Source organism: Streptomyces sp. NPDC051109 (assembly GCF_044455885.1).
Lineage (GTDB): Bacteria > Actinomycetota > Actinomycetes > Streptomycetales > Streptomycetaceae > Streptomyces.
Window position 1 is genome coordinate 1 of sequence record NZ_JBITFF010000012.1, and the last position, 23,634, is coordinate 23,634.

At 70.8% G+C, this 23,634-nt stretch carries 24 protein-coding genes; 11 read left to right on the forward strand and 13 right to left on the reverse strand.

The annotated features are described in order from the left end of the window. The first annotated feature begins 129 nt into the window (after positions 1-129). On the forward strand, positions 130-684 hold the full coding sequence (locus tag ACIBAD_RS22025) for a GNAT family N-acetyltransferase (RefSeq protein WP_398908110.1): 555 nt from the start codon (positions 130-132) through the stop codon (positions 682-684). Between the two features lie 38 nt (positions 685-722). Here the strand turns inward: ACIBAD_RS22025 and ACIBAD_RS22030 are convergent, their stop codons facing one another. From ACIBAD_RS22030 to ACIBAD_RS22055, 6 genes are all read right to left on the reverse strand, one after another. After that, complete coding sequence (locus ACIBAD_RS22030; protein ID WP_398908111.1) at positions 723-2,297, reverse strand: type VI secretion protein; 1,575 nt, start codon at positions 2,295-2,297, stop codon at positions 723-725. Then, positions 2,298-3,716 carry an ATP-binding protein gene (locus tag ACIBAD_RS22035; protein ID WP_134073176.1) on the reverse strand — a complete coding sequence of 473 codons (1,419 nt, stop codon included), beginning with the start codon at positions 3,714-3,716 and terminating at the stop codon, positions 2,298-2,300. Between the two features lie 19 nt (positions 3,717-3,735). Further along, positions 3,736-5,298: an SCO6880 family protein gene (locus ACIBAD_RS22040; RefSeq protein ID WP_134073178.1), complete on the reverse strand. Its 1,563-nt coding sequence runs from the start codon at positions 5,296-5,298 to the stop codon at positions 3,736-3,738. After that, the gene (locus ACIBAD_RS22045; RefSeq protein ID WP_398908112.1) at positions 5,295-6,620 is read right to left on the reverse strand and encodes a hypothetical protein; all 1,326 of its coding nucleotides are present in this window, start codon (positions 6,618-6,620) and stop codon (positions 5,295-5,297) included. Before ACIBAD_RS22045 ends, ACIBAD_RS22040 begins: the two co-directional genes overlap by 4 nt. After that, positions 6,610-7,452 (reverse strand): hypothetical protein, encoded by an 843-nt coding sequence (locus tag ACIBAD_RS22050; RefSeq protein ID WP_398908113.1) that lies wholly within the window; start codon positions 7,450-7,452, stop codon positions 6,610-6,612. Before ACIBAD_RS22050 ends, ACIBAD_RS22045 begins: the two co-directional genes overlap by 11 nt. Positions 7,453-7,528: 76 nt before the next feature. After that, positions 7,529-7,837 carry a hypothetical protein gene (locus tag ACIBAD_RS22055; RefSeq protein WP_008742356.1) on the reverse strand — a complete coding sequence of 103 codons (309 nt, stop codon included), beginning with the start codon at positions 7,835-7,837 and terminating at the stop codon, positions 7,529-7,531. Between the two features lie 501 nt (positions 7,838-8,338). Between ACIBAD_RS22055 and ACIBAD_RS22060 the strand changes: the two genes are divergently transcribed. Beyond that, complete coding sequence (locus ACIBAD_RS22060) at positions 8,339-8,935, forward strand: hypothetical protein (protein ID WP_398908114.1); 597 nt, start codon at positions 8,339-8,341, stop codon at positions 8,933-8,935. A 16-nt stretch (positions 8,936-8,951) separates the two neighbouring features. Here ACIBAD_RS22060 and ACIBAD_RS22065 read toward each other — a convergent pair whose 3' ends face one another. Further along, on the reverse strand, positions 8,952-9,797 hold the full coding sequence (locus ACIBAD_RS22065) for a pentapeptide repeat-containing protein (protein WP_398908115.1): 846 nt from the start codon (positions 9,795-9,797) through the stop codon (positions 8,952-8,954). A gap of 79 nt (positions 9,798-9,876) precedes the next feature. Between ACIBAD_RS22065 and ACIBAD_RS22070 the strand changes: the two genes are divergently transcribed. From ACIBAD_RS22070 to ACIBAD_RS22090, 5 genes are all read left to right on the forward strand, one after another. Then, positions 9,877-10,485, forward strand: coding sequence for a LysE family translocator (locus tag ACIBAD_RS22070; RefSeq protein ID WP_398908116.1), 609 nt, complete (start codon positions 9,877-9,879; stop codon positions 10,483-10,485). Positions 10,486-10,615: 130 nt separating this feature from the next. Then, on the forward strand, positions 10,616-11,410 hold the full coding sequence (locus ACIBAD_RS22075; protein WP_134073193.1) for a thioesterase family protein: 795 nt from the start codon (positions 10,616-10,618) through the stop codon (positions 11,408-11,410). A 61-nt stretch (positions 11,411-11,471) separates the two neighbouring features. Then, positions 11,472-13,145, forward strand: a complete 1,674-nt coding sequence (locus ACIBAD_RS22080; protein ID WP_398908117.1) for a serine/threonine-protein kinase — start codon at positions 11,472-11,474, stop codon at positions 13,143-13,145. A gap of 58 nt (positions 13,146-13,203) precedes the next feature. Continuing rightward, entirely contained in the window at positions 13,204-14,220 is a 1,017-nt protein-coding gene (locus ACIBAD_RS22085; protein ID WP_398908118.1) for an NlpC/P60 family protein, read from the forward strand. Between the two features lie 217 nt (positions 14,221-14,437). Then, the gene (locus tag ACIBAD_RS22090) at positions 14,438-15,136 is read left to right on the forward strand and encodes a phosphatase PAP2 family protein (protein ID WP_398908119.1); all 699 of its coding nucleotides are present in this window, start codon (positions 14,438-14,440) and stop codon (positions 15,134-15,136) included. A 123-nt stretch (positions 15,137-15,259) separates the two neighbouring features. Here ACIBAD_RS22090 and ACIBAD_RS22095 read toward each other — a convergent pair whose 3' ends face one another. Beyond that, a complete protein-coding gene (locus ACIBAD_RS22095; RefSeq protein WP_134073199.1) occupies positions 15,260-15,496 on the reverse strand; it encodes a hypothetical protein in 237 nt (78 codons plus the stop codon). A 437-nt stretch (positions 15,497-15,933) separates the two neighbouring features. On the opposite strand from ACIBAD_RS22095, the gene ACIBAD_RS22100 reads away from it, so the two are divergent. Beyond that, positions 15,934-16,767: a hypothetical protein gene (locus ACIBAD_RS22100; RefSeq protein ID WP_398908120.1), complete on the forward strand. Its 834-nt coding sequence runs from the start codon at positions 15,934-15,936 to the stop codon at positions 16,765-16,767. A gap of 141 nt (positions 16,768-16,908) precedes the next feature. After that, positions 16,909-17,061: a hypothetical protein gene (locus ACIBAD_RS22105; protein WP_165937309.1), complete on the forward strand. Its 153-nt coding sequence runs from the start codon at positions 16,909-16,911 to the stop codon at positions 17,059-17,061. A 63-nt stretch (positions 17,062-17,124) separates the two neighbouring features. Here the strand turns inward: ACIBAD_RS22105 and ACIBAD_RS22110 are convergent, their stop codons facing one another. After that, complete coding sequence (locus ACIBAD_RS22110; protein ID WP_398908121.1) at positions 17,125-17,481, reverse strand: metal-sensitive transcriptional regulator; 357 nt, start codon at positions 17,479-17,481, stop codon at positions 17,125-17,127. 213 nt (positions 17,482-17,694) lie between these two features. Between ACIBAD_RS22110 and ACIBAD_RS22115 the strand changes: the two genes are divergently transcribed. Both ACIBAD_RS22115 and ACIBAD_RS22120 read left to right on the forward strand, forming a co-directional pair. Next, positions 17,695-18,315 carry a DUF47 domain-containing protein gene (locus tag ACIBAD_RS22115; RefSeq protein WP_030157116.1) on the forward strand — a complete coding sequence of 207 codons (621 nt, stop codon included), beginning with the start codon at positions 17,695-17,697 and terminating at the stop codon, positions 18,313-18,315. A 5-nt stretch (positions 18,316-18,320) separates the two neighbouring features. After that, on the forward strand, positions 18,321-19,322 hold the full coding sequence (locus ACIBAD_RS22120; RefSeq protein WP_134073205.1) for an inorganic phosphate transporter: 1,002 nt from the start codon (positions 18,321-18,323) through the stop codon (positions 19,320-19,322). 128 nt (positions 19,323-19,450) lie between these two features. Here the strand turns inward: ACIBAD_RS22120 and pstB are convergent, their stop codons facing one another. From pstB to pstS, 4 genes are all read right to left on the reverse strand, one after another. Next, positions 19,451-20,227: a phosphate ABC transporter ATP-binding protein PstB gene (pstB, locus tag ACIBAD_RS22125; protein WP_134073207.1), complete on the reverse strand. Its 777-nt coding sequence runs from the start codon at positions 20,225-20,227 to the stop codon at positions 19,451-19,453. A gap of 30 nt (positions 20,228-20,257) precedes the next feature. Continuing rightward, positions 20,258-21,340, reverse strand: coding sequence for a phosphate ABC transporter permease PstA (gene pstA, locus ACIBAD_RS22130; protein WP_134073209.1), 1,083 nt, complete (start codon positions 21,338-21,340; stop codon positions 20,258-20,260). Continuing rightward, entirely contained in the window at positions 21,340-22,329 is a 990-nt protein-coding gene (gene pstC, locus ACIBAD_RS22135) for a phosphate ABC transporter permease subunit PstC (RefSeq protein ID WP_136225790.1), read from the reverse strand. The genes pstA and pstC overlap by 1 nt, the downstream gene beginning before the upstream one ends. 127 nt (positions 22,330-22,456) lie before the next feature. Beyond that, complete coding sequence (gene pstS / locus ACIBAD_RS22140) at positions 22,457-23,596, reverse strand: phosphate ABC transporter substrate-binding protein PstS (RefSeq protein WP_398908122.1); 1,140 nt, start codon at positions 23,594-23,596, stop codon at positions 22,457-22,459. Positions 23,597-23,634: the final 38 nt, after the last annotated feature.

Genomic DNA, 23,634 nt, shown 5'->3' on the forward strand with positions numbered 1-23,634 from the left:
ACTGCAGGGGGGACCCTGTGGGAGAGTAGGACGCCGCCGAACAATCATTGTAGAAAGCCCCGTACCGGGTATCCGGTACGGGGCTTTTCTGCGTTTACGGTCATGCCGGCCTGTGATTGGATCCGGGGCATGAGTGAATACGTGATGCGCGCGGTGCGGGCGGACGAGTGGGAGAAGGTCAAGGAGCTGCGGATCACCGCGCTCAAGGACCCGGCGGCGCCGGTGGCCTTCCTGGAGACCCTGGACCAGGCCGAGGCCAGGACGGACGAGTTCTGGCAGGACCGGGCGAGCGGGGCTTCGCACGGGCGCCGTGCACGGCAGTTCGTGGCCGAGGCACCGGACGGGCAGTGGGCCGGGTCCGTGACCGTCCTCGTCGAGGAGGGTGGGACCACCGACTTCTTCGAGCGCGCCGTCGAGCAGACCCAAGGGCACCTGGTGGGTGTGTTCGTACGTCCCGAGCAGAGGGGTACCGGGCTGACCGAGGCGCTCTTCGCGACCGCGCTGGACTGGGCCTGGTCGCTGGAGGGGCCGGCGCTGGAGCGGGTACGGCTCTTCGTTCACGAGGACAACCCGCGAGCCGCGGCCTTTTACCGGCGGTTCGGTTTCCGTCCGACGGGCGAGGTCCTCCCGGTGCCGGCTGATCCGGGGGCCAAGGAGTTCGAATACGTCCTGCCGCGCCCCTAGGGAGCGCTCCAGCCAGACGGGACTTCGAACGACAGCCCCTAGTGCTGGAGCGCGGCTGCCTCCGGCCAGCGGGCGCGGGCCTGTTCACGGCTGCGGCACAGGGCGAGCAGGGGGAGGGACCCCTCCTGGAGGAGCTCGGGGAGCTGGGGGATCGGCGCCACGGCCGCGACGTCCTCCAGGACCAGGGTGAGTGGTGGGTCGAGCCGGCCGTGGGATGACCGTGCGGCCATGCGGCGGCCGTGCTCGACCACGCTCGCGGCGAGTGCGGTGATCAGCGGCATCGCACCCGGGTGGGTACGGGGATCCTCCAGCGGTTCCCCCACCAAGTAGAGGGTGCCCCCTTCGGCCACGAACGATGCGAGGGTCAGTGCGTCTGTTCGGTTCGGGTTGCAGGCCTCGCGGATGTGGATCGACGTGAGGCAGGAGAGGGCACGGGCCGTCAGGTGCTGGGCCTGCTCACGGCGTTCGGGATGGGCGGTGAGCGCGCTCTCCAGCTCGCCGGCGGCGCCGGGGGCGGCCTGGGGGTGGGTACGGAGGATGCGGACCGGGTCCTGGGCGCTGTTGCCCTGGGCCCAGCGGTGCAGCTGCTTGAACGGGCGGCCGTCGAGGGCCGCCGCTTGCAGCCAGCTGCGCAGGAGCGTTTCCGCCGTGTCGGCGATGGCCGCGTCCATGCGGGCCTGGGGGCGTACGGGGGCCAGGAGCGCGATCGCGCGGGCGGCGGCGGTGTCGCGGTCGGCGCAGGCTTCGGCGGGGTTCCAGTGCATGCGGGCCGGGGTGTCGCAGAGGTGGGAGGGGTCGTAGAGGAGGACCGGGCCGAGTTTGGCGCGGGCGTCCTTGGTCTCCGCCCAGAGGGCGGGGGAGGAGGTGACGACGAGGGCGGAGCCCTCCGCTGCCGCCAGGGCCTCGAGGGCCAAGGGGTGGCGCTGGGCCGGCGAGCCGTAGGCCATGCCGCTCCCGCTCCCGCTGCTGTCGTTGCCGCCGCCGGCGGCGCCGCCCCCGGGTCCCCGCGCCTCGAACGCCGGCGGGACTGGATGTGCCGCCGGCGCCGGAATGGGCAGCGGGGGTGCGTGGTGCGGCGCGGTAGGGGTCGGGATCGTGAGGTCGGCGCCGCCGGCGGCTCTGCCCCCGGACCCCGGCGCCCCGAAGGACGGCGGGGCCGGCTTGGCCGCCGCCGCCGCCGCGGTCGGGACGGGCGGCGTGGAGGGGTGGTGCGGCCCGGCCACCGGGAGCGGATCGGCTGGGACGGGCGGCGGGGTCTGCTTGGTTCGGCGGGACTTCGTGCGGGCGATCACGCCCATCACGAAGATCGTCAGTACGAACAGGACCAGGAGTTGGCTGATGAAGAGGCCCCAGAAGAGGCCCCAGCCCGAGAGGGCCGAAGGGGCCGTGTCCGGCCAGGCCCCCGGGATGTCGTGCGGTTGAGCTATCAGGGCGCGTACCGCGCCGGGGGTGCGCGTGAACGTGACCGTGGACGGCCAGGCGCCCTTCGCGAAGAGCGCGGCAAGGCCCGTGGACGTCCAGACCAGGGCCGTCAGGCCCAGGAGGAACGCCAGGAGGGCGAGGAGGACGGCGTCCGGGATGCCGCCCGGTTCTTTTCCCGTGCGTTCGCGCATTTACGCCACCGTGGTCGCCGAGCCCGGGCCGCCGTTGCGGTGGCGTTCCATCAGGAGGGCTCTTTCCTCCGCCTCCAGTTCGGCTGCCAGCAGGTCGTCGGGGAGCTGGGGCCCGGACGAGGACTCCGTCATGGCGCGGTCCGTGTAGACGAGGGGGCGCTCCGCCTCCGTGATCAGGTGTTTGACCACCTGGACGTTGCCGTTGACGTCCCAGACCGCGATACCGGGGGTGAGGGTGGGGATGATCTCCACCGCCCAGCGGGGGAGGCCCAGGACTCGGCCCGTCGCCCGGGCCTCGTCCGCTTTCTGGGCGTAGATCGTGCGGGTCGAGGCCATCTTGAGGATGGCCGCGGCCTCGCGGGCGGCCGCGCCGTCGACGACGTCCGAGAGGTGGTGGACGACGGCGACGAAGGACAGGCCGAGGCGGCGGCCGAACTTGAGGAGGCGCTGGAACAGCTGGGCCACGAAGGGGCTGTTGATGATGTGCCAGGCCTCTTCGACCAGGAAGATGCGTTTCTTGCGGTCCGGGCGGATCCAGGTGTGTTCCAGCCAGACGCCCACGATCGCCATCAGGATCGGCATGGCGATCGAGTTGCGGTCGATGTGGGAGAGGTCGAAGACGATGAGGGGGGCGTCCAGGTCGATGCCCACCGTGGTGGGGCCGTCGAACATGCCGCGGAGGTCGCCGTCGACCAGGCGGTCGAGGACGAGCGCGACGTCGAGGCCCCAGGCGCGGACATCGTCTATGTCGACGTTCATGGCTTCCGCGGACTCGGCCTCCGGGTGGCGGAGCTGTTCCACGATGTCCGTGAGGACCGGCTGGCGGTCGCGGATCATGTCGACGACGTACGCGTGCGCGACCTTGAGCGCGAAGCCGGAGCGTTCGTCGAGGCCGTGGCCCATGGCGACTTCGATGATGGTCCGGAGCAGCGCGAGCTGGCCGGTCGTCGTGATCGCCGGGTCGAGGGGGTTGAGGCGGATCCCGTCGTCGTTGGCGGCGATGGGGTCCAGGCGGATGGGGGTTATCCCCAGCTGCTGCGCGATGAGGTTCCACTCGCCGACGCCGTCCTCGCCCTGGGCGTCCAGTACGACGACCTGGCGGTCCCGGAAGCGGAGCTGGCGCAGGACGTACGTCTTCTCCAGGGCGGACTTGCCGTTGCCGGACTCGCCGAGGACCAGCCAGTGCGGGGCCGGGAGCTGCTGGCCGTACAGCTGGAACGGGTCGTAGATGTAGCCCTTGCCGCTGTAGACCTCGCGGCCGATGATGACGCCGGAGTCGCCGAGTCCGGGGGCGGCGGTGGGCAGGTAGACGGCCTGCGCCTGCCCGGTGGAGGTGCGTACGGGCAGGCGCGTGGTCTCGACCTTGCCGAACAGGAAGCTGGTGAAGGCGTCCGTCAGAGCGGACATGGGATCTCGCATGGGCGGCACTTCCCTCCAGCTAGCGTCGGATGCCGGTGGCGAACGGCAAGGTGTTGACGAAGGCGCGGTGGTGCTCGCGGTCGCACCACTCCAGCTTCAGGTAGGACTTGCCCGCGGAGGCGCGGATGGTGCGCTTGTCGCGGGCGAGGGCCTCCGGGGATCGGGAGGACACCGTGATGTACCCGACCAGGTTGACTCCTGCCGCACCGCTGGCCAGATCTTCACCCCTCTGGTCCAGTCGGCCGTGGGCGGCGATGTCGCGGGGGTCGACGGTGCGGTTCATCTTGGCGGCGCGGCTGGCGTCGGCCTCGTCGTTGGTCTTCTCGGTGAGCATGCGCTCGATGGCCACCTCGGTGGGCTCCAGATCCATGGTGACGGCGACGGTGCGGATCACGTCCGGGGTGTGGACGAGGAGGGGGGCGAGGAAGTTGACGCCGACCGGGGTCATCGGCCACTCCTTCACCCAGGCCGTGGCGTGGCACCAGGGGGCGCGGGTGGAGGACTCGCGGGTCTTGGCCTGGAGGTAGGTGGGTTCCACCGCGTCGAGTTCGGCGGGCCAGGCGTTGCGCTTGGTCATGGCCTGGATGTGGTCGATGGGGTGGTCCGGGTCGTACATGGAGTGCACGAGGGAGGCGAGGCGGCCCTGGCCGAGGGGCTGGCGGACCCGGATGTCGGCCTCGGCGAGGCGGGCGCAGATGTCGGTGAGCTCGCGGGCCATGACGATGGCGAGGCCGGCGTCGCGGTCGAGTTTGCGGCCCTTGTGGGGGGTGCCGGCGCGGGCGATGGTGTGGGCCTCGGCGGCGAGTTCGCGCGTGTAGTGCATGCAGGCGACGAGGTACGCGCGGTGCTGCTCGGAGGAGGTGGAGACCATCGACTGGAGCTGGTCGTACGAGTCGCGCAGCCAGACGGGGGCGTTGATGTCGCCGCGCTGGGCGACGTCCTTGGCGTGGGCGTCCGGGTCGGCGGGGAGCGTACGGGCGAGCATCTGGAGGCGGGTGACGAAGCCGTCGCCGTTGGCCACGTGCTTGAGGAGGGTGCCGAAGCGGTCGACGAGGGCTTCCTGGTCCTCGCTGTCACGCAGGCCGACGCCGGGGCCTTCGATCTCGATGGCGGCGGTGACGGTTCTGCGGTCGGCGTGGAGGAGGACGGCGATCTCGTCGGGGCCGAAGGGGGCGGCGAGCCAGTTGATCCGGCCGATGCCGGGGGGCGGGCCGACCTCGACCTCGCGGCCGTCGGCGGCGCGGACGCCGGCCTCCATGGCGGAGGAGCGGTACGTGGTCCCGCGGCGCAGGGTGCGCTTGTAGCTGCGGTTGATCTCGAACCACTTGTAGAAGGTGCGGCCCTTGTACGGGACGTACACGGCGGCGAGCGCGAGCATGGGGAACCCGGCGAGGCTGACGATGCGCAGGGTGAGGTCGGGGACGAGCAGGCCGCTCATCATGCCGAGGAACGCGCCGACGATGATCAGGGCGATCTCGCCGCTCTCGCGGTTCTTGCCGACGATCGCGTTCGGCCGGGCCCGGCCGATGAGATACGTGCGGCGGGGCGCGATCGGGTGCAGCTGGTGTGACTGGGTCGTCAACGCCCGTCACCTCCTGTGTTCCTCGTACTCGAACTCGTGCGGGGCGGGGGTGTGGCGGAGGGGATGGATCCGCCGCCGGCCCCGCCGCCGGAGCTGGGGCGGCTGCTGTGGGCGGCCACGCCTCCGGAGAGGGGGTTGGCGGGGCGGGGGGCGCTGGAGCCGCCGCCGTCGCCACCGCCGCGGTGGGCGCCGCGGCTGCTGTGCGTCTTGATGCCCTGGGATACGAGGGAGGCAGGGGAGCTGATGACGGCGGCGGCCTGGGCGCCGTCGGTGGCCTTGCTGCGGTTGGAGCGGGCGGAGGCGATCTCGTCGCCGAAGCCGGGGACGAAGCGGTAGATCATCGCGGAGGCGAAGATCGCCAGGAGGATGATCGCGAGGCCGGAGACGACGGCGGAGAAGGCGTTGGGGCCCTTCTCGCCGGCGAGGGCTCCGGCGAGGCCGAGGACGATGACGATGACCGGCTTCACGAGGATGACGGCGATCATGATGCCGGCCCAGCGGCGGACGTGGCCCCAGAGGTTGCGGTCGACGAGTCCGGCGTAGACGACGACGCCGAGGAGGGCGCCGACGTAGAGGAGGGCGGCCCGGATGAAGAGTTCGAGGAAGAGGACGCCGGCGGCGAGGACGGTGACGAGGGAGACGACGATCAGCATGATCGGGCCGCCGCCGATGGAGTCGCCCTTCTTGAGGGCCTCGATGAAGGAGCCGAAGAAGACGTCGGTCTGGCCGCCGCTCGCCGAGGCGATGACTTCTGTGACGCCGTCGGTGGCGGAGACGACGGTGTAGAGGATCAGGGGGGTGAAGGCGGAGGCGAGGACGGTGAGCCAGAGGAAGCCGACGGCTTCGGAGATGGCGGTGGTGAGGGGGACGCCGCGGATGGCGCGCTTGGCGACGGCGAAGAGCCAGAGCACGAGCGTGAGGATGGTGGAGGCGGCGAAGACGACGGCGTACTGCTTGAGGAAGGCGCCGTTGGTGAAGTCGACGTTGGCCGTGCCGTTGATCGCTTTGCTGAGCTCGGTGACGATCCAGGCGGCGGCGTCGGCGCAGCCCTTGGCCAGGGAGGCGAGGGGGTTGAGGGCGTCGGCCGGGTCGCTGGGGGCCAGGCCGGTGCGGGGGGCGCCGCCGGCGCCGCTGCCGCGCTCGCAGTAGTCCTTGGCGGGGCCCCGGATCAGGTCGCAGGGGTCGTTGCTCGCCTGCGGGCCGGGGGTCGCGGTCGGATCGGGCGTGGGAGCTGCGACCGCGCGGGTGGCCAGGAGGACCGCAGTGGTCTGCAAGGCGGCTGCGACGGCTGCGAAGGACAAGCCCCGACGGCTAGCGTGCATAGGTGAGCCCCCCGAACTGCGACACGGCTGCGGCCATCTCCTCGGCGGAGGCAGCCCTCTGGTCACGGCCGACCGGGGCCGGGCCGTCCTTCTGCGTGAAGTCGGCGACGCGCCAGTCGCCGTTGACCCAGCGAAGCTCGAACGTGTTGGTGTACCAGCTCTCCGCGACCGGGTTCTTCGAGCCCTCGCCCGCGAGACCGAACAAGGTCGAGTGCCAGACGGAGACGGTCGCGGTGTCGGGGGAGAACTTCTCCACCTTGGTCCCGACGGGGCTCGTACGCGAGATGAACTGGAGGCCCTTCGGCGCCTTGCCGGTGGCATCGAGGCCGATGCGCGACAAGAACTGCCCGTCCGTGTAGACGCGGTCGAGGTCGCCCTGGCGTGCGGCGGCCACGTTCGGCACGTACACGGCTTGGACGATGGCCTTTCTACGGGCGCTGTCGAACATGCCGTCAGAGCCCAGCGCGACAGCGAAGTTGGCGGCGGCCGACTGGGCGCCCTGCTCGGTCTGCGCGAAGCCGGAGGGGATTCCGCCGTTCTTGCCGTCGACCGGGCGGGTGCCTGTTGCCGCGGTGGAGGCGGGGGTCGGGGGGGTGTTCGACGCGGGGGTGGTGGGGGTGTCTCCGGATTGGTTGGCGAAGGCGATCGCGGCGATCAGGAGGACCACCACGCCGACCACCGTGACCAGGCCGCGCGAGGCGCGCGGGGTGCGGCGGGGCGGGGCGCCGTCCGAGGCGGGCTCCGGGAGACGGGTGCGCGTCTGGCCCGTGCCGCCGATCTCGCCGTAGCCGCTGCCTCCGGCGCCGCCGCCGTACTGGTCGTCGTTGCTCATTCCGTGTCCGCCCCCTCCGCCTCGTACGACGGTAGCGCTGGTTTTCATCAGGTCCGGCAGCCGGTGGGCGGCCCGGCTAGACGGCCATTCCGTAGACGATCGTGAAGAGGGTGCCGAGGGAGCCGATGATGAACACGCCGGTGAGGCCGGCGACGATCAGGCCCTTGCCCTGCTCCGCGCTGAACGTGTCGCGCAGTGCGGTCGCGCCGATGCGCTGCTTGGCCGCGCCCCAGATGGCGATGCCGAGGCAGAGGAGGATCGCGACGGCCATGACCACCTCGATCATGACCTTCGCTTCATTGCCGAGACTGCCGAACGGCCCCCAGTTCGGGGCGATTCCGCCGATGATGGTGGTGATGTCGCCCTTTTCGGCTGCCAGGATCATGTAACTCACCGCCCCTGTATGGGTAGTTCCGGTAGCCCGTGCCCGACGGCAGGGGTCACGCACTATCTTCGCTGATGAAACCGCCGCCGTACGTCGACTTGACGGCTCTCTTTACCCGATCTCCCGCCCTTGGACCCGCCCGCGCGCTCTGACCTGGGCACGGGCGGCGGGTACGCGGGAGAACATATGGTCACTCTGTGTATCACGGAGGGTGACCCCGGGCAATGATTGCCCTCTCGCCGTGCGGGGGGCCGCTGGGGTGGCCGCCGTTCGGCGCAGTGTGCGGGCGTGTCGTTGGGCCGAGTCGCTGACGTTCGTCCGACATTCCGTCAGTCATTCCATACCGATGGCGGGTTGCGGGAGATGCTCCAGGCCGTTCGGTAGGACGACGCAAGGAGTAGACGGATGGGTTCCGCAGTAAAGGCAGGTCGGCGGGCGTGGTGTGTCGGTGCTCTCGCAGTTCCGCTGGCTCTCGCGTTCGCGGGCGCCTCGGTTCCGGCGATGGCGGCCACTGAGGGGACGGGCGCGACGATCGCACCCGGCTGGAGCAGCAGGTGTCCGGAGCCGGACGCGAGGACGCTGCCGGCCAAGGCCCCCGGCAAGGCCGCCAAGGCCGCCAAGGTCAGGAAGGCGGCCAAGCCTGCGAACCCGTGCGCCGGGCCGAAGGGCGACCGGGGTCCCCAGGGGCCCAAGGGCGACAAGGGACCGCAGGGGCCGAAGGGTGAGCGCGGGCCCCAGGGGCCGAAGGGGCCGAAGGGCGACCGGGGTCCCAACGGTCCGCACGGGCCGTGCGAGGACATCGACACGGCCCTGGGGGCGAGTGACACGGAGTTCAGCGCCGTGCTCCACCGGGGGAGGACCTCCCTGGGCGTACGGGAGACGGCGCCGATCGGCTCGTACACCTGGAGGGACCTCACGACGCAGCTCAATCCGGGGCACCCCCGGAACGCGTGCGGGGTGTCGGTCGCCACCGTGGGCTTCACGGTGTACGTGAAGGTGCTGACGACCACGGGGGACGTCTTCGAGAACCAGTGCACCTACACGCCGGCGGCCGTGCTCACCTGCCCGTCGGGCTGGACGGCCATCATCAGGCCGTGACGGCTGCCGTGCCGGTCTACGCGGACCAGTGGGCGGGACGGGCCAAGGTCGACGGGATCTTGGTCGCCGCGTCGCCCCGGGCAGCGCCCAGCTGGGGCTGGGTCAGGAAGAGGGCATCGCGCAGGTCCGCCCCGCGCAGGTCGGCGTCGCGGAAGTCGGCGCCGATGAGGTCCGCGAGGCGCAGGTCGGCTCCGCTGAGGTTCGCGGCGATCAGGTAGGCGCCGCGCAGGTTGGCGCCGCGCAGGTCCGCGCCGGCGAGGCGGGCGCCCATCAGGTCGGCTCCGCGGTGGTTCTTCTTGCGGGCCGGGGCCTTGGCGCGGGCCAGTTCGCTGGCGCGCAGGAGGAGCGTGTTGACGCGCTGCCTGAGGGCGCCGACGTCCAGGGTGGTGAGGGCGTCCGCGTCGGCCGCGGTCCACTGGGCGGTCTCGGCCTGCGCGCGGCGCAGGTCCGCGTGGACCGGGGCGGCCGCCGGGAGGGCGAGTGCCTCGGTGACGTAGAAGAGCAGCTCGTGCAGTTGCCGCAGCACCGGGAAGACCTCGTACATGGCGGCGGCCGTGCCGGGGTGCGTACGCCAGTCCCGGCCTCCGAAGGTCACCTGGGAGGCCTGCTGGCCCGCGCCGAAGCAGTCGAAGACGGTGCAGCCCTGGAAGCCCTTGTCGCGCAGCCGGGTGTGGATGCCGCAGCGGAAGTCCTCCTGGAGGTTCCTGCAGGGCGTTCCGGCGGCCTTGTTCACGGCGAAGTCGTTGGACTTGGCGAAGGGCAGGGCGACGCAGCAGAGCGCGAAGCATTTCGAGCAGTCTGCTTGCAGCACGGGGAGGGCGGGGACTGCGGGGGTGCCGGGTATGGCGGGTTTGGCGGACACCCCTCCATTGTGACGGGTCGGGCGCGCGGGGCCGGGTGAGGGGTTGATCGGGGGCGCGGGGGCGGCGAGCATCCCGTACATGACAGAAGTGATCGCAGTTGCCGTCATCACCCTCCTCGCCGTGATCAGTCCCGGCGCCGACTTCGCCATGGTCGTACGGAACAGCTATCTGTACGGGCGCCCCACCGGGCTGTTCGCGGCGGCCGGGGTCGCGGCCGGGGTACTGGTGCACGTCTCGTACACGATGCTCGGGGTCGGTCTGCTCATCGCCTCCTCCACGGCCCTGTTCACGGCGATCAAGCTGGCGGGCGCCGCGTACCTGGTGTGGATCGGGATACGGACCTTCCGGGCGCGGGCCGAGGTGAGCGTCGACCTGGAGTCCAAGCCGGAGCTGACGCGGCTGGGCGCGCTGCGCTCCGGGTTCCTGACCAACGTGCTCAATCCGAAGACCACGCTGTTCGTCGTGTCGACGTTCACGCAGGTCGTCGATCCGCAGACCCCGCTGTGGCAGCAGGCCGGGTACGGGCTGTTCATGTCGGCGGCGCACCTGGGCTGGTTCGGTGCGGTGGCGCTGTTCTTCTCGAACTCGCGGCTGCGTGACCGGATGCTGAAGGCCCAGAAGGCGTTGAACCGGGCGATCGGGTCGGTGCTGGTGGGGCTGGGCGTCGGGCTGGGCTTCGCCCGCTGAGCCCGCTGAGCCCGCGTAGGAGACCGCGGGGTCCGGATCCTCCCGCGAGGGTCCGACCCGCGAGGTTCGGACCCGCCGGGCTGCCGGGAGGGCCTGGCGGGACGGGTTACCTGTCGGTAGCGTGCCGGCCATGGCGATCTCCGAGGCGTTCTACGAGCGGGTCGATGCCGGCCGGTTCCTGGCCACCGAGTACACGCGCGGGCCGTGGGACCCGGGCTCGCAGCACGCCGGGCCGCCGGCCGCGCTGCTCGGGCGGGCCGTGGAGGAGCGGGAGGGCGCCCGCGCGGACATGCGGATAGCGAGGATCACGTACGAGATCCTGCGGCCGGTGCCGATCGGCGCGCTGGAGGTCACCACCTCCGTGCTCCGGGCCGGACGCAGCACCCAGGTGGTCGAGGCCTGCCTCGCGCCGGCCGGGGGTGCGCCGGTGATGCTCGCGCGGGCGCTGCGGATCCGGGTGGCCGGGGAGGCCGTACCGGGCGTGGCGCCGGGGCCGCAGCTGCCGCCGCCCGGGGAGGTGGGGCCGACTCCGTTCTTCCCGGTGCCGTGGGAGACCGGCTACCACTCGGCGATGGAGACCCGGTTCACCGAGGGCGCGTTCGTCGAGCCGGGGCCGGGTACCTGCTGGATGCGGATGAAGGTGCCGCTCGTCGCCGGGGAGGAGCCCAGGCCCCTGGACCGGGTGCTGGTGGCCGCCGACTCGGGCAACGGGATCAGCTCGGTGATGGACTTCGGCCGGTACGTGTTCCTCAACAGCGACCTGACCGTGCACCTGCACCGTCACCCGGTGGGGGAGTGGGCCTGCGTGGAGGCCCGTACGAGCGTGGACGCGGGCGGGATCGGGCTGGCCGACGCCCGGCTGCACGACGAGAAGGGGCCCATCGGCCGCAGCGCGCAGAGCCTGTTCGTCGCACCGCGTTCCTGACGCCGGGAGAGGGGCCAACCCGCCTGCCGGGGACGGGAGTCGGTGTGGCAGGCTCGTGCCGGTGGAGGCCCTGAGAGACGTCGACCCCGCCCGCATCGGGGCACACGCGCTGCTGGCCCGGCTCGGTGCCGGAGGGATGGGCCAGGTGTACCTCGGGCGCTCGCCCGGCGGCCGCCTGGTGGCGGTGAAGGTGATCCGGGACGAGATCACCGGGCACCCGGAGGCACTCGCCCGCTTCCGGCGCGAGGCCGAGACCGTACGGGCGGTGCGGTCGGCGTACACGGCGAACCTGATCGACGCCTCGCTGGCGGCGCCGCCGTTCTGGCTGGCGACGGAGTACGTGGCGGGGCCGACGCTCGGTCATGCCGTGGCGGAGCGCGGCGGTTTGCCCGCGGACACCTGCCGGCGGCTGTTCGCGGCCCTCGCGGAGGGGCTGGCGAGCGTCCACGCGTACGGGGTGACCCACCGGGACCTCAAGCCGCAGAACGTCATCCTGGGCGCGCAGGGTCCGCAGCTCATCGACTTCGGCATCGCGCGCGGGGTCGGCGAGACGGCCCTCACGCAGGACGGCCAGGCGCCCGGGACCCCGGGGTACACGGCGCCCGAGGTGCTGCTCGGCGCCGGGGCGGGGGCCGCCGCGGACGTCTTCGCGCTGGGCGCCACGCTCGCGTACGCGGCGACCGGGCGGCCGCCGTTCGGTACGGGCGTGGCGGCGACGGTGGGATACCGGGCGGTGCACGAGCCGATCGACGTGGCCGGGGTGGAGCCGGGGCTGGCGGCGCTGATCGAGGCGTGCGTGGCGAAGGACCCGGCGGCCCGGCCCGGGCCGGCGGAGGTGATCGCCCGGTGCGGCGTACGGGACGCGCTGATCGACGATCCGGTGTACGTGGGGCTGGGGGCGCTGGGCGAGGCCGTGCCGGTGCACGAGATGCGGACGCAGGGGCCGGGCCTCCCGCCGTCCCACCCCCCGACCCGGCGCGCGGCAACGGGAGCGGAGCGGCGCCGTGGGAGGGCGGGCGTGTGGGTGGCGGCCGGGGCCGCCCTGGCCCTGGTGGGGGCCGTGGCGGTGTGGAAGTTGCCGCTGGGCGGAGGGGGCGGCGGGGGCGACCGGGCCGGCGGACACGGCCCGAGTCCGAGCCGAAGCCAGAGCGAGAACGTGAGCCCGGGCCCGAGCCCCGCGGGCCGGCTCAGCGGCAGTCCCGCCGCGCAGGCCCCGGCCGGCCCGCCCGTGTACATCCGGCAGACCGTGCCCGACCTGGACGACTACGACCCCGTCCGGAGGGCCTGCACCCGGCCCGTGGAGGAAGGCGAGATCCTCGACTTCCAGAGCGCGCTGCCCAGGACCGCCGACGACCCTCAGCTGAAGTCGGGCAAGGTGCAGATCGGCTTCCGGGTCAAGAACGCGCTCCCGGACGCACCGCCGTACTACGTGGCCGTCGTCGTGAAGCCGCAGCACGAAGTCGACGAGAACGGCCGGTCCACGTCGGTGGCCGACAACCGCCAGCTCGGCTTCGTTGCCAAGGCCCAGGACCTGTACGAAGGTGACGAGTTGAAGTGGAAGTACGCCGTCTACCCGGACGACTTCTCCATGCAGCTCAACGGCAAGACCGTCAAGGCGCCTCCGCTCGCGCAGGATCCCGGTGGGTGGACGGTGGTGTTCCGGCATGCCACATCGGATACGGATCACAAGAGCTTCAGCTGCGACGGATTCGACAGTGGGCCGCAAAAGGGATGAATCCGACACGTCGCAGGGAATCCCGGTGAAAGACCGGGTGATGGGGGAGGGTTGACGGGTGCGCAGATTCTGGGTGATCGGCGGGATCGGCTTCGGGGCGTGTCTGTGCTTCGTGGCTCTCCTCGTGGTCGGCACGTACTCCGCCGCCGCGGGCATCGCGACCGGTGGCGGCCGCGCCGTCGGCCTCGCCAAGGGCGCCGTTCCCGGGAAGTACCAGGCATTGGTGCAGAAGTGGGGCCTCCTCTGTCCGACCCTGTCACCGGCCGTCCTCGCCGCCCAGCTGTACTCGGAGAGCGGCTGGGACCCGGACATCGTCAGTCCGGCGGACGCGCGCGGCATCGCCCAGTTCATCCCCGGTACGTGGGCCACTCACGGAATCGACGGGGACGGCGACGGCGACCGCGACATCTGGGACCCCAATGACGCGATCCCTTCGGCGGCTTCGTACGACTGCGAGCTCGCCGGATCGGTGCGCAACGTCCCGGGAGATGCCGTCAGCAACATGCTCGCGGCCTACAACGCCGGTCCGGGCGCGGTGATCAAGCACCAGGGCGTGCCGCCGTACAACGAGACCCAGGGGTACGTGAAGGCCATCACGACCCTCGCGAAGAGCTTCGAGCGGCCCATCGGGCGGGTCGCGCCCTCGCAGCAGGCGGCCGGGGCCATCTACTTCGCGCAGAAGCAGTTGGGGACCCCGTACCTGTGGGGCGGGAACGGGACGGCGGACCAGGACGGGCGGTTCGACTGCTCGGGGCTGACCAAGGCCGCGTACGAGTCCGTGGGGATCGAGCTGCCGCGCGTCGCCAACGACCAGTACAACGCCGGATCGCATCCGTCGCGCGATCAACTGCTCCCCGGCGACCTGGTGTTCTTCTCCGATGATCTGACGAACTCCCGGGCGATCCACCACGTCGGCCTCTACGTCGGCGGCGGATACATGATCAACGCCCCGTACACCGGCGCCGTGATCCGGTTCGACAAGATCGACACCCCGGACTACTTCGGGGCGACGCGCGTCACCAAGGACGGGGCCGCGGCCCTTCCCGGCCGGAGCGCCGACGCCAAGTCTTCCTAGTTGCGGCGCCCTTGCCCACGCTGCGTTAACCCAAGGCCCTGAGCTGCGACGACGAGTCTCTCTTCGATAACGTTGCCGTGATCATTCGGTGGAGAGTGGAACGCGGTGTTCAGAACGGGCGTTCCATGGACGCAGGCTTGATCAACGGGGGGGTTCAGGGGCGCACACCGGCGTGCGCCCGAGGGGAACCGAGCAAGGGCTAAGGGGCTGCATCGCCATGGCTGGACTCACAACCGGTGGGCCGAACGTGGACGTAAGCCTGCTGTACGACATCAACGGACTGGCGCGGCACGCCCCGGCCGCGGTCGACCGGGCCGTCGGCCTCGCCGGCTCGTACGGGATCCCGCTGGCGCTGGTGCTCCTCTTCCTGTGGTGCTGGCACGGTACGCGCCGCCAGGACGAGGCCACGGCCGCCGAGTCGTTCGCCGCCCTCGTGTGGGCTCCGCTCGCCGCCGCGCTCGTCCTCCTCGTGAACGTCCCGCTGCGCGCGCTCGTCGCCCGGCCGCGGCCGTTCGTCGCACACGGCGGACTGGACGTGCTCGCCCCCTACTCCGGCCCCGGCGACTTCTCCTTCGTCAGCGGCCACGCCGGGCTCGCGATGGCCCTGGGCGTCGGCTTGTTCATCGCCAACCGGAAGCTGGGACTCATCGGGATCGGGCTGGCCCTCGCCGAGGGCCTCTGCCGCGTGTACCTCGGCGTCCACTACCCCACCGACGTCATCGGCGGCTTCGCGCTCGGCACCGCCGTCGTCCTGCTGCTCGCCCCGCTCGCGATGGCGCTGCTGACCCCGGTGGTGCGGATGGTGGCCCGCTCGCCGCGGGCCGGCCGGCTGGTCCGCGCCAAGCGGTGCGCCCTGCCACGCCCGGTGGACCTCGCGCAGCCGCAGGCCGCGCACGAGAGCGACCTCGCCGCGTAGCAGGGGCGGTTCCGGCTCACGGCCGCCCGTACGCGTCCCCTACGAAGACCAGGACCGCCGCCGGCAGGCACAGGCCCGCGCCGCCGAAGCACAGGCGGACCACAGTCGGCCGGGGGCGCGGGCTCACGGGTCGCCGCTCTCCGCGCCGTGGCCCTCCGAGTCCCCCTCCTCGCGGCGGTACCGGGAGCGCAGCCACAAGCCGGTGGCCACGGCCGCCACGGTGGTCGCCCCGATGGCCAGGGCCACGTCGGCCGGGCCGTCCGCCGAACCCGTCGGGCGCGCCGAGGCCGCGGCGGCGGGCGTGAGCGTGATGAGCAGGGCCCAGAGGAGGGCGGCGACGCGGGGTGCGGGTCCTGGCATGCCTCCAGGGCATCCGCTCCCGGGGGCCCCGGCCAGCGGGGCCGTCCGAACGGGCGATCCGACAGCGGTCTAGGGAGAGGTGTGCCGGGCCGCGTCCTTGCGGGCCAGGTCTCTTGAGCGCCGGGCCGGGCCCTTCCAACCGCAGGTGCAGAGCGCCAGGCAGAAAGCCCCGCGTTCGGTGGTGCTCGTGATGTGCCCAGTGGGTTCGGTGGGTCCGGTGGGTCCGGTGGGTGGCCGCTCCGTGGGGCGGGGGTGCGGCACGACGTCAAGCGGAGGGACAAGCGACGCTTTGCTGTGCGAATCCACACCACCACGGTACCCGGAGCCGCCGCGCCCAGGGACCGCGGCGGCCCGTGACGGGAAACCCCGGACCTCGTTAACCGGAGCGGGTGGGGGCCTCGGGCAAGCAGCGGTCATGCGTTGGGGGTTGGCAGGCGATGGTGGTGCACCAGCACAGGCGGCGGCGCGGGCGTGCGGGTGGGGCGGTGCTCGCCCTCGGCATGGCCGCGGCCGTGGCCGCGATGAGCGGGTGCGCGGGCGCGGCCAAGGACGACGGCCGGCCCCCCGCCGACGCCGCCGCGACCGTACGGGGAGCCGCCGACCGGCTGGCGGAGACCGGCAGCGCGCAGGCCCGTACGGCCATGGAGATGGCCACGGGCGGGACCCGGGTCACGATCCGCGGCGAGGGCGGGGTCGACTTCAAGAACCGGATGGGCCAGCTCCTGGTGATGCTCCCGGCGGACGCGGCCGGGAAGGACGAGCACCGGCCCATCACCGAGCTGCTCGTCCCCGGGGCCCTCTACATGAAGAACCGGGGCGCGGGCGTCCCCGACGACAAGTGGGTGCGGGTCGACACGACGGCCCTGGCCGACGGGAACCTCGTCACGGGCGGGGCCACCGACCCGCTGGCCGCCGCCGAGCTGCTGCGCGGCGTACAGGAGGCCACGTACGTGGGGGAGACCGAGGTGGCGGGCACGAAGGTGCGGCACTACCGCGGGACCACCGACATCGGCCAGGCCGCGAAGAACGCCTCACCGGCGGTCAAGGGGGCCCTGGAGGCTGCGGCGAAAGGGTTCAGTGAGGACGCCGTCCCGTTCGACGTCTACCTCGACGAGGAGGGCCGGGTGCGGAAGGTGCGACACCGCTTCAGCTACGTCAACAATGGCGTGATCGATGTCTCCTCGACCACGCTGCTCTACGGGTTCGGGACGCCGGTGAAGGTCGTATTGCCCGCAAGCGAGGACATTTACGCCGGGAAGATCGCCGGATAGCCGGCCGGGCGGTGCGGGGGCGGCGCGATCGGGCCATGGCCCGGTATCCGGAAATGGTCCATCCGTGTCATGCGCACAGCGCCCCGCCCTCCCTACGCTGAGACGGCCCCTGACCGATGACGGCAGATCGAGGTGACACGCGTGACTCCCGCAGGCGGTACGACGGTGCAGGACCACGTGGCGCTCGCCGAGATCGAACTGTGCGGCGAACTGATCATCGCGGCCTCCGCGGCGGACGAGGAGCGGCTCAGCCAGGACCGGATCGACGAGGTCCTGATGGGGCTCGGGCTGTAGCCGCCGCCGTACCGGCCACCGCTGCTCCACCGGCCGCTGCCGTAGCGGCCGCCGCCGTACCGGTCAGGTGCGCAGCAGGCGGGCGATCGCCTTCGTCGCCTCCTCGACCTTGGCGTCGATCTCGTCCCCGCCCTTGACGGCCGCGTCGGCGACGCAGTGCCGAAGGTGCTCTTCGAGCAGCTGGAGCGCGAAGGATTGGAGGGCCTTCGTACTCGCCGAGACCTGGGTGAGTATGTCGATGCAGTAGACGTCCTCGTCGACGAGTCGCTGCAGGCCGCGGATCTGGCCCTCGATCCGGCGAAGCCGCTTGAGGTGCTCGTCCTTCTGGTGGTGGTAGCCGTGCACCGCGCCGGTGCCGGTCGCCGGTCCCGTACCGGTGGTGACGTCGGCTCCGGAGCCCTCCGCCTCGATGGCAGTCATGCGTCCTCCCGTGGTCCGGATCGAGGGGTGCATGGGGTGCATACCCCTCATGGGTATAGGTTACCGGGCACCGGACAGAGCGGCAGGGGCCCGTGGTCCTCACTCTGCCCGATGGAGGACACTGGGTAATCGCCCGGAACCGCCGGTTAGCCCTGGCCGGGGGTTGCGCCTAGCATCAGCCTGACCGAATCCAATGCACCCCGAGGACCTCACGTGCGATTTCGTCTGACCCCCAGGGAGACGAGCTTCTACGACATGTTCGCCGCATCCGCGGACAACATCGTCACGGGCTCCAAGCTCCTGATGGAACTGCTCGGAGCGGACTCCTCCGCCCGGGCCGAGATCGCGGAGCGGATGCGGGCAGCCGAGCACGCGGGGGACGACGCCACCCACGCGATCTTCCACCAGCTGAACTCCTCCTTCATCACGCCGTTCGACCGCGAGGACATCTACAACCTGGCCTCGTCGCTCGACGACATCATGGACTTCATGGAGGAGGCCGTCGACCTGGTCGTCCTGTACCAGGTGGAGGAGCTCCCCAAGGGTGTCGAGCAGCAGATCGAGGTGCTGGCGCGGGCGGCCGAGCTGACCGCCGAGGCCATGCCGCACCTGCGGACGATGGACAACCTGACCGAGTACTGGATCGAGGTCAACCGCCTTGAGAACCAGGCCGACCAGATCCACCGCAAGCTGCTGGCCCAGCTCTTCAACGGCAAGTACGACGCCATCGAGGTGCTGAAGCTCAAGCAGATCGTCGACGTGCTCGAAGAGGCGGCCGACGCGTTCGAGCACGTCGCGAACACGGTGGAGACCATCGCGGTCAAGGAGTCCTGAACCTCGTGGACACCTTCGCTCTGATCGTGACCATCGGTGTCGCGCTCGGTTTCACGTACACCAACGGTTTCCACGACTCGGCGAACGCGATCGCGACCTCGGTCTCGACCCGCGCGCTGACCCCGCGCGCCGCCCTCGCGATGGCCGCGGTGATGAACCTCGCCGGTGCCTTCCTGGGCAGCGGCGTCGCCAAGACGGTCAGCGACGGCCTGATCGAGACGCCCCAGGGCAACCGGGGCATGTGGATCCTCTTCGCGGCGCTGGTCGGCGCGATCGTCTGGAACCTGATCACCTGGTACTTCGGGCTGCCCTCGTCCTCCTCGCACGCGCTGTTCGGCGGCATGGTCGGCGCGGCGCTGGCCGGCGGCACCGAGGTCATCTGGTCGGGCGTGGTCGACAAGGTCGTCATCCCGATGTTCGTCTCGCCGGTCGTCGGTCTGCTCGTCGGCTACCTCGTGATGGTCGTCATCCTGTGGATGTTCCGCAGGTCCAACCCGCACAAGGCCAAGCGCGGCTTCCGCATCGCGCAGACGGTGTCCGCGGCCGGCATGGCCCTCGGCCACGGCCTCCAGGACGCGCAGAAGACGATGGGCATCGTGATGATGGCCCTGACCATCGCGGAGCTGCAGACCGAAGGCGCCGAGATCCCGGTCTGGGTCAAGATCGTGTGTGCCGTGATGCTCTCGCTCGGTACGTACGCGGGCGGCTGGCGCATCATGCGGACCCTCGGCCGCAAGATCATCGAGCTGGACCCGCCGCAGGGCTTCGCCGCCGAGACCACCGGCGCCTCGATCATGTTCGGCTCGGCGTTCCTGTTCCACGCCCCGATCTCCACCACCCACGTGATCACCTCGGCGATCATGGGCGTGGGCGCGACCAAGCGCGTGAACGCGGTCCGCTGGGGTGTCGCCAAGAACATCGTGATGGGCTGGTTCATCACCATGCCGGCCGCGGCCCTGGTCGCCGCGCTCAGCTTCTGGATCGTGGACCTGGCCTTCGTCGGCTAGCCGACGGCGATCGGACGACGAAAGCGGGCCGGCTCCCCCCACCCAGGGGGAGCCGGCCCTTTTCTTTCGCCTTGCGGTGGCACCGCCATGCAGCACCGCAGGACGTTGTTCACATCCGGGGCTGCGGCTTAGCCGAAGCGGCCCGAGATGTAGTCCTCGGTCGCCTGCACGGACGGGTTCGAGAAGATCCGGTCGGTGTCGTCGATCTCGATGAGCTTGCCGGGCTGGCCGACAGCCGAGAGGTTGAAGAACGCGGTGCGGTCGGAGACGCGGGCGGCCTGCTGCATGTTGTGCGTCACGATGACGATCGTGAAGCGCTCCTTGAGCTCGCCGATCAGGTCCTCGATCGCGAGGGTGGAGATCGGGTCCAGGGCCGAGCAGGGCTCGTCCATCAGCAGGACCTGCGGCTCGACCGCGATGGCGCGGGCGATGCACAGACGCTGCTGCTGGCCGCCGGAGAGGCCGGAGCCCGGCTTGTTCAGGCGGTCCTTGACCTCGTTCCAGAGGTTCGCGCCCTTCAGGGACCGCTCCACGATGTCCGTGAGCTCGGACTTCTTGAAGCTGCCGTTCAGGCGCAGGCCCGCCGCCACGTTGTCGAAGATCGACATGGTGGGGAAGGGGTTCGGACGCTGGAAGACCATGCCGACGGTGCGGCGGACCGCGACCGGGTCGACGCCGGCGCCGTACAGGTTCTCGTCGTCCAGGAGCACCTTGCCCTCGACGCGGCCACCGGGGGTGACCTCGTGCATGCGGTTCAAGGTGCGCAGGAAGGTGGACTTGCCACAGCCGGACGGGCCGATGAAGGCGGTTACGGAGCGCGGCTCCACGGTCATCGAGATGTCATCGATGGCCTTGTGGCTGCCGTAGAAGGCGGACAGTCCGCTGACGTCGATTCGCTTCGCCATGAGGGGTCACTTCGCTTTCATACAGTCGCGTCAGCGACCGGTCTTCGGGGCCTTCCAGCGGGCGATGCCGCGGGCCACCAGATTGAGGATCATGACGAAGGCGATCAGGACGAGCGCTGCGGCCCATGCCCGGTCGTAGGAGGCGTCACTGCCGACCTTGTACTGCTCCCAGATGTACAGCGGGAGCGAGGACTGAGCACCTTCGAAGGGGTTGCCGTTGATCAGCTGGGTACCGAAGACCAGCAGCATGATCGGCGCGGTCTCACCGGCGATGCGGGCGACGGCCAGCATGACGCCGGTCGCGATGCCGCCGATGGCGGTGGGGAGCACGACCTTGAGGATCATGCGCCACTTCGGCACGCCGAGGGCGAGGGCGGCCTCGCGCAGCTCGTTCGGGACGAGCTTCAGCATCTCCTCGGTGGAGCGGACCACGACGGGCATCATCAGGATCGACAGGGCCATCGAGCCGGCGAAGCCGGAGGGGCCGAAGCCGAGCGCCAGGTTCCAGGTCGTGAGGATGAACAGGCCCGCGACGATGGAGGGGATGCCGGTCATGACGTCGACGAAGAAGGTCACGGCCCTGGCGAGCGAGCCCTTGCCGTACTCGACCAGGTAGACGGCGGTCAGCAGGCCGATCGGCGCGGCGATCAGGGCGGCGAGGGCGACCTGCTCGATGGTGCCGAGCAGCGCGTGGTAGACGCCGCCGCCCTGCTCGAAGCTGGTGACGCCGTTCATCGAGTGGCTGAGGAAGTCGCCGTCCAGGGCCTTCATGCCGCGGCTGACGGTGGTCCAGATCAGCGAGAGCAGCGGGATGACCGCAAGGACGAAGCAGACCCACACGAGGGAGGTCGCGACGCGGTCCTTGGCCTGGCGGCGGTTCTCGACGATCGCGCTGGAGGTGTACGTGATCACCACGAACAGGATCGAGGCGATCAGGCCCCACTGGACCTTGCTGTGCAGGTCGGCGGCGATGCCGATGCCGCAGCCGAGGGCGATCGAGAGGACCGCGGTGGCGGCCGGGGCCCAGCGGGGGAGGCCGCCTCGGGTGAGGCCGGCGGGAGCGGGGGACTTGCGGGCCGGGGCGGGCCGCCGGTCCTGGATTGCGTTGCTCATCAGGCGTTCGCCCCCGAGAAGTCCTTGCGGCGAGCGATGATCAGGCGGGCTGCACCGTTGACCAGCAGGGTGAGCAGGAAGAGGACCAGACCGGAGGCGATCAGCGCGTCGCGGCCGAACTCGTTGGCCTCGTCGAACTTCGCGGCGATGTTCTGCGCGAACGTGCCGCCGCCCGGGTCCAGGATGTGCCCGTTGATCAGGAAGCTCGGGGAGAGGACCGTCGCGACGGCCATGGTCTCGCCGAGGGCGCGGCCGAGGCCGAGCATCGAGGCGGAGATGACGCCGGAGCGGCCGAAGGGCAGCACCGACATCCGGATGACCTCCCAGCGGGTCGCGCCGAGGGCCAGGGCGGCCTCCTCGTTCATGCGCGGGACCTGCAGGAAGACCTCGCGGCTGACGCTGGTCACGATCGGCAGGATCATGATCGCGAGGAGGATGCCGACGGTGAAGAGCGAGCGGGCGACGCCGACCTGGGTCTTGTCGAAGACGTAGGTCCAGCCCATGTACTCGTCGAGCCAGAGGTTGAGGCCTCCGAGCTGCGGGACGAGGAAGAGAGCGCCCCAGATGCCGTAGATGATCGACGGCACGGCGGCCAGCAGGTCGACCACGTACGCGAGGGGCGCGGCCAGCTTGCGCGGCGCGTAGTGCGAGATGAAGAGGGCGATGCCGACAGCGATCGGAACCGCGATGGCCATCGCGATGATCGAGCTGACGACGGTGCCGAAGAGCAGGACGGCGATGCCGAAGACGGGCGGGTTGGCCGACGCGTTCCAGTCGAAGGTGGTGAGGAAGTTCCCCTCGTTCTTCGACAGTGCGATCGAGGCGCGGTAGGTGAGGAAGATGGCGATCGACGCCATGATCACCAGGAGCAGGATGCCGGAGCCCTTGGAGAGCCCGGCGAAGATCTTGTCACCGGCTCGGCCGGTGGACCTCGCGCTCTTGGAGACAGGCGGAGCCTGGTCTATCTGGGTGGGTGTGGTGGAAGCCATGATCTTTCCGGTCTGGGTGGGGGGAAGGCCCCCTGGCGGCGGTGCACCGGATCCCCTGGGTGGAGGGGAGGGTCCCCGGGCGCCGGGCAGTTCGGACGGGAACTGCCCGGCACCCGGGGCTCTGTGATTAGGACAGCGAGTTGATGACTTCGCGGACCTTGGTGTTGATCTCGGCCGGGATCGGCGCGTAACCGTTCTCGGAGAGGACCTTCTGGCCCGCGTCCGAGGCGGTGTAGTTCAGGAAGGACTTGACGGTCGGGAGCGTCTCGGCCTTGTTGCCCTTGTCGCAGACGACCTCGTACGTCACCAGGACGATCGGGTACGCACCCTCGGCCTTGGTGGTGTAGTCGAGCTTCAGCGCCAGGTCGGAGCCGGTGCCGGCGATCTTGGCGGCGGCGATGGCCTTGGAGGCGCTCTCGGAGGAGGCCTTGACCGGGGCGGAGGCGCCGGTGTTCACGTCGACCGTCTTGATGCTCTGCGAGGAGGCGTAGGACAGCTCGAAGTAGCCGATCGCGCCGTCAACGGCCTTCACCTGGGAGGCGACACCGGCGGAGCCGGTCGCGGCCTGGCCACCGGGGGCCGGCCACTTCTTGGCGGCCTCGTACGTCCAGGCCTCGGGAGCGGCGGCCTTGAGGTACTTGCCCAGGTTCTCGGTGGTGCCCGAGTCCTCGGAGCGGTGGAAGGCCTGGATGGCGGTGGAGGGGAGCGTGACGCCGGGGTTCAGCTTCTTGATCGCCTCGTCGTCCCACTTCTTGATCTTGTCGTTGAAGATGTTGGCGAGGGTGGGGGCGTCCAGCGTCAGCTTGTCCACGCCGGCGACGTTGAAGCCGATGGCGATGGGGCCGCCGACCATGGGCAGGTTGATGCCCTGGCCACCGGTGCAGATCTTCTTCGACTCTTCGACGGCGTCGGGCTTCAGCGCCGAGTCCGAGCCGGCGAAACCGACGGTGCCCTGGTTGAAGGCGACGATGCCCTCACCGGAGGAGGAGGACTTGTAGTTGACCTCGACGCCGGAGCAGGCGGCCATGTAGTTCTTGACCCACAGGTCCACGGCGTTCTTCTGGGCGGAGGAGCCGGAGGCCAGGAGCTTGCCCTTGGCGCCGTCGCACTTGATGTCGCCGGCGGCGGCGGCCGACGGCTTGCCACTGGCGGCGCCGCCATCCTTCGTGTTGTTGTCCGAGCCGCACGCCGTGAGGACCAGGGCGCCGGACACGACAAGCGCCCCGAGGGCGGAGGCACGAAGCATGTTCTTGCGCTGAAGCTTCACTTTCGGGTGTTCCTTCCAGAAGCCGCCGGCCGCTTTCT

What these genes read in the sequence shown, in the direction of transcription:
- ACIBAD_RS22025 (WP_398908110.1), top strand. Translation starts at nt 130, where the DNA reads ATGAGTGAATACGTGATGCGCGCGGTGCGGGCGGACGAGTGGGAGAAG.
- ACIBAD_RS22030 (WP_398908111.1), bottom strand. Translation starts at nt 2,297, where the DNA reads ATGCGCGAACGCACGGGAAAAGAACCGGGCGGCATCCCGGACGCCGTC.
- ACIBAD_RS22035 (WP_134073176.1), bottom strand. Translation starts at nt 3,716, where the DNA reads ATGCGAGATCCCATGTCCGCTCTGACGGACGCCTTCACCAGCTTCCTG.
- ACIBAD_RS22045 (WP_398908112.1), bottom strand. Translation starts at nt 6,620, where the DNA reads ATGCACGCTAGCCGTCGGGGCTTGTCCTTCGCAGCCGTCGCAGCCGCC.
- ACIBAD_RS22050 (WP_398908113.1), bottom strand. Translation starts at nt 7,452, where the DNA reads ATGAGCAACGACGACCAGTACGGCGGCGGCGCCGGAGGCAGCGGCTAC.
- ACIBAD_RS22055 (WP_008742356.1), bottom strand. Translation starts at nt 7,837, where the DNA reads ATGATCCTGGCAGCCGAAAAGGGCGACATCACCACCATCATCGGCGGA.
- ACIBAD_RS22060 (WP_398908114.1), top strand. Translation starts at nt 8,339, where the DNA reads ATGGCGGCCACTGAGGGGACGGGCGCGACGATCGCACCCGGCTGGAGC.
- ACIBAD_RS22070 (WP_398908116.1), top strand. Translation starts at nt 9,877, where the DNA reads ATGACAGAAGTGATCGCAGTTGCCGTCATCACCCTCCTCGCCGTGATC.
- ACIBAD_RS22075 (WP_134073193.1), top strand. Translation starts at nt 10,616, where the DNA reads ATGGCGATCTCCGAGGCGTTCTACGAGCGGGTCGATGCCGGCCGGTTC.
- ACIBAD_RS22090 (WP_398908119.1), top strand. Translation starts at nt 14,438, where the DNA reads ATGGCTGGACTCACAACCGGTGGGCCGAACGTGGACGTAAGCCTGCTG.
- ACIBAD_RS22095 (WP_134073199.1), bottom strand. Translation starts at nt 15,496, where the DNA reads ATGCCAGGACCCGCACCCCGCGTCGCCGCCCTCCTCTGGGCCCTGCTC.
- ACIBAD_RS22100 (WP_398908120.1), top strand. Translation starts at nt 15,934, where the DNA reads ATGGTGGTGCACCAGCACAGGCGGCGGCGCGGGCGTGCGGGTGGGGCG.
- ACIBAD_RS22110 (WP_398908121.1), bottom strand. Translation starts at nt 17,481, where the DNA reads ATGACTGCCATCGAGGCGGAGGGCTCCGGAGCCGACGTCACCACCGGT.
- pstB (WP_134073207.1), bottom strand. Translation starts at nt 20,227, where the DNA reads ATGGCGAAGCGAATCGACGTCAGCGGACTGTCCGCCTTCTACGGCAGC.
- pstA (WP_134073209.1), bottom strand. Translation starts at nt 21,340, where the DNA reads ATGAGCAACGCAATCCAGGACCGGCGGCCCGCCCCGGCCCGCAAGTCC.
- pstC (WP_136225790.1), bottom strand. Translation starts at nt 22,329, where the DNA reads ATGGCTTCCACCACACCCACCCAGATAGACCAGGCTCCGCCTGTCTCC.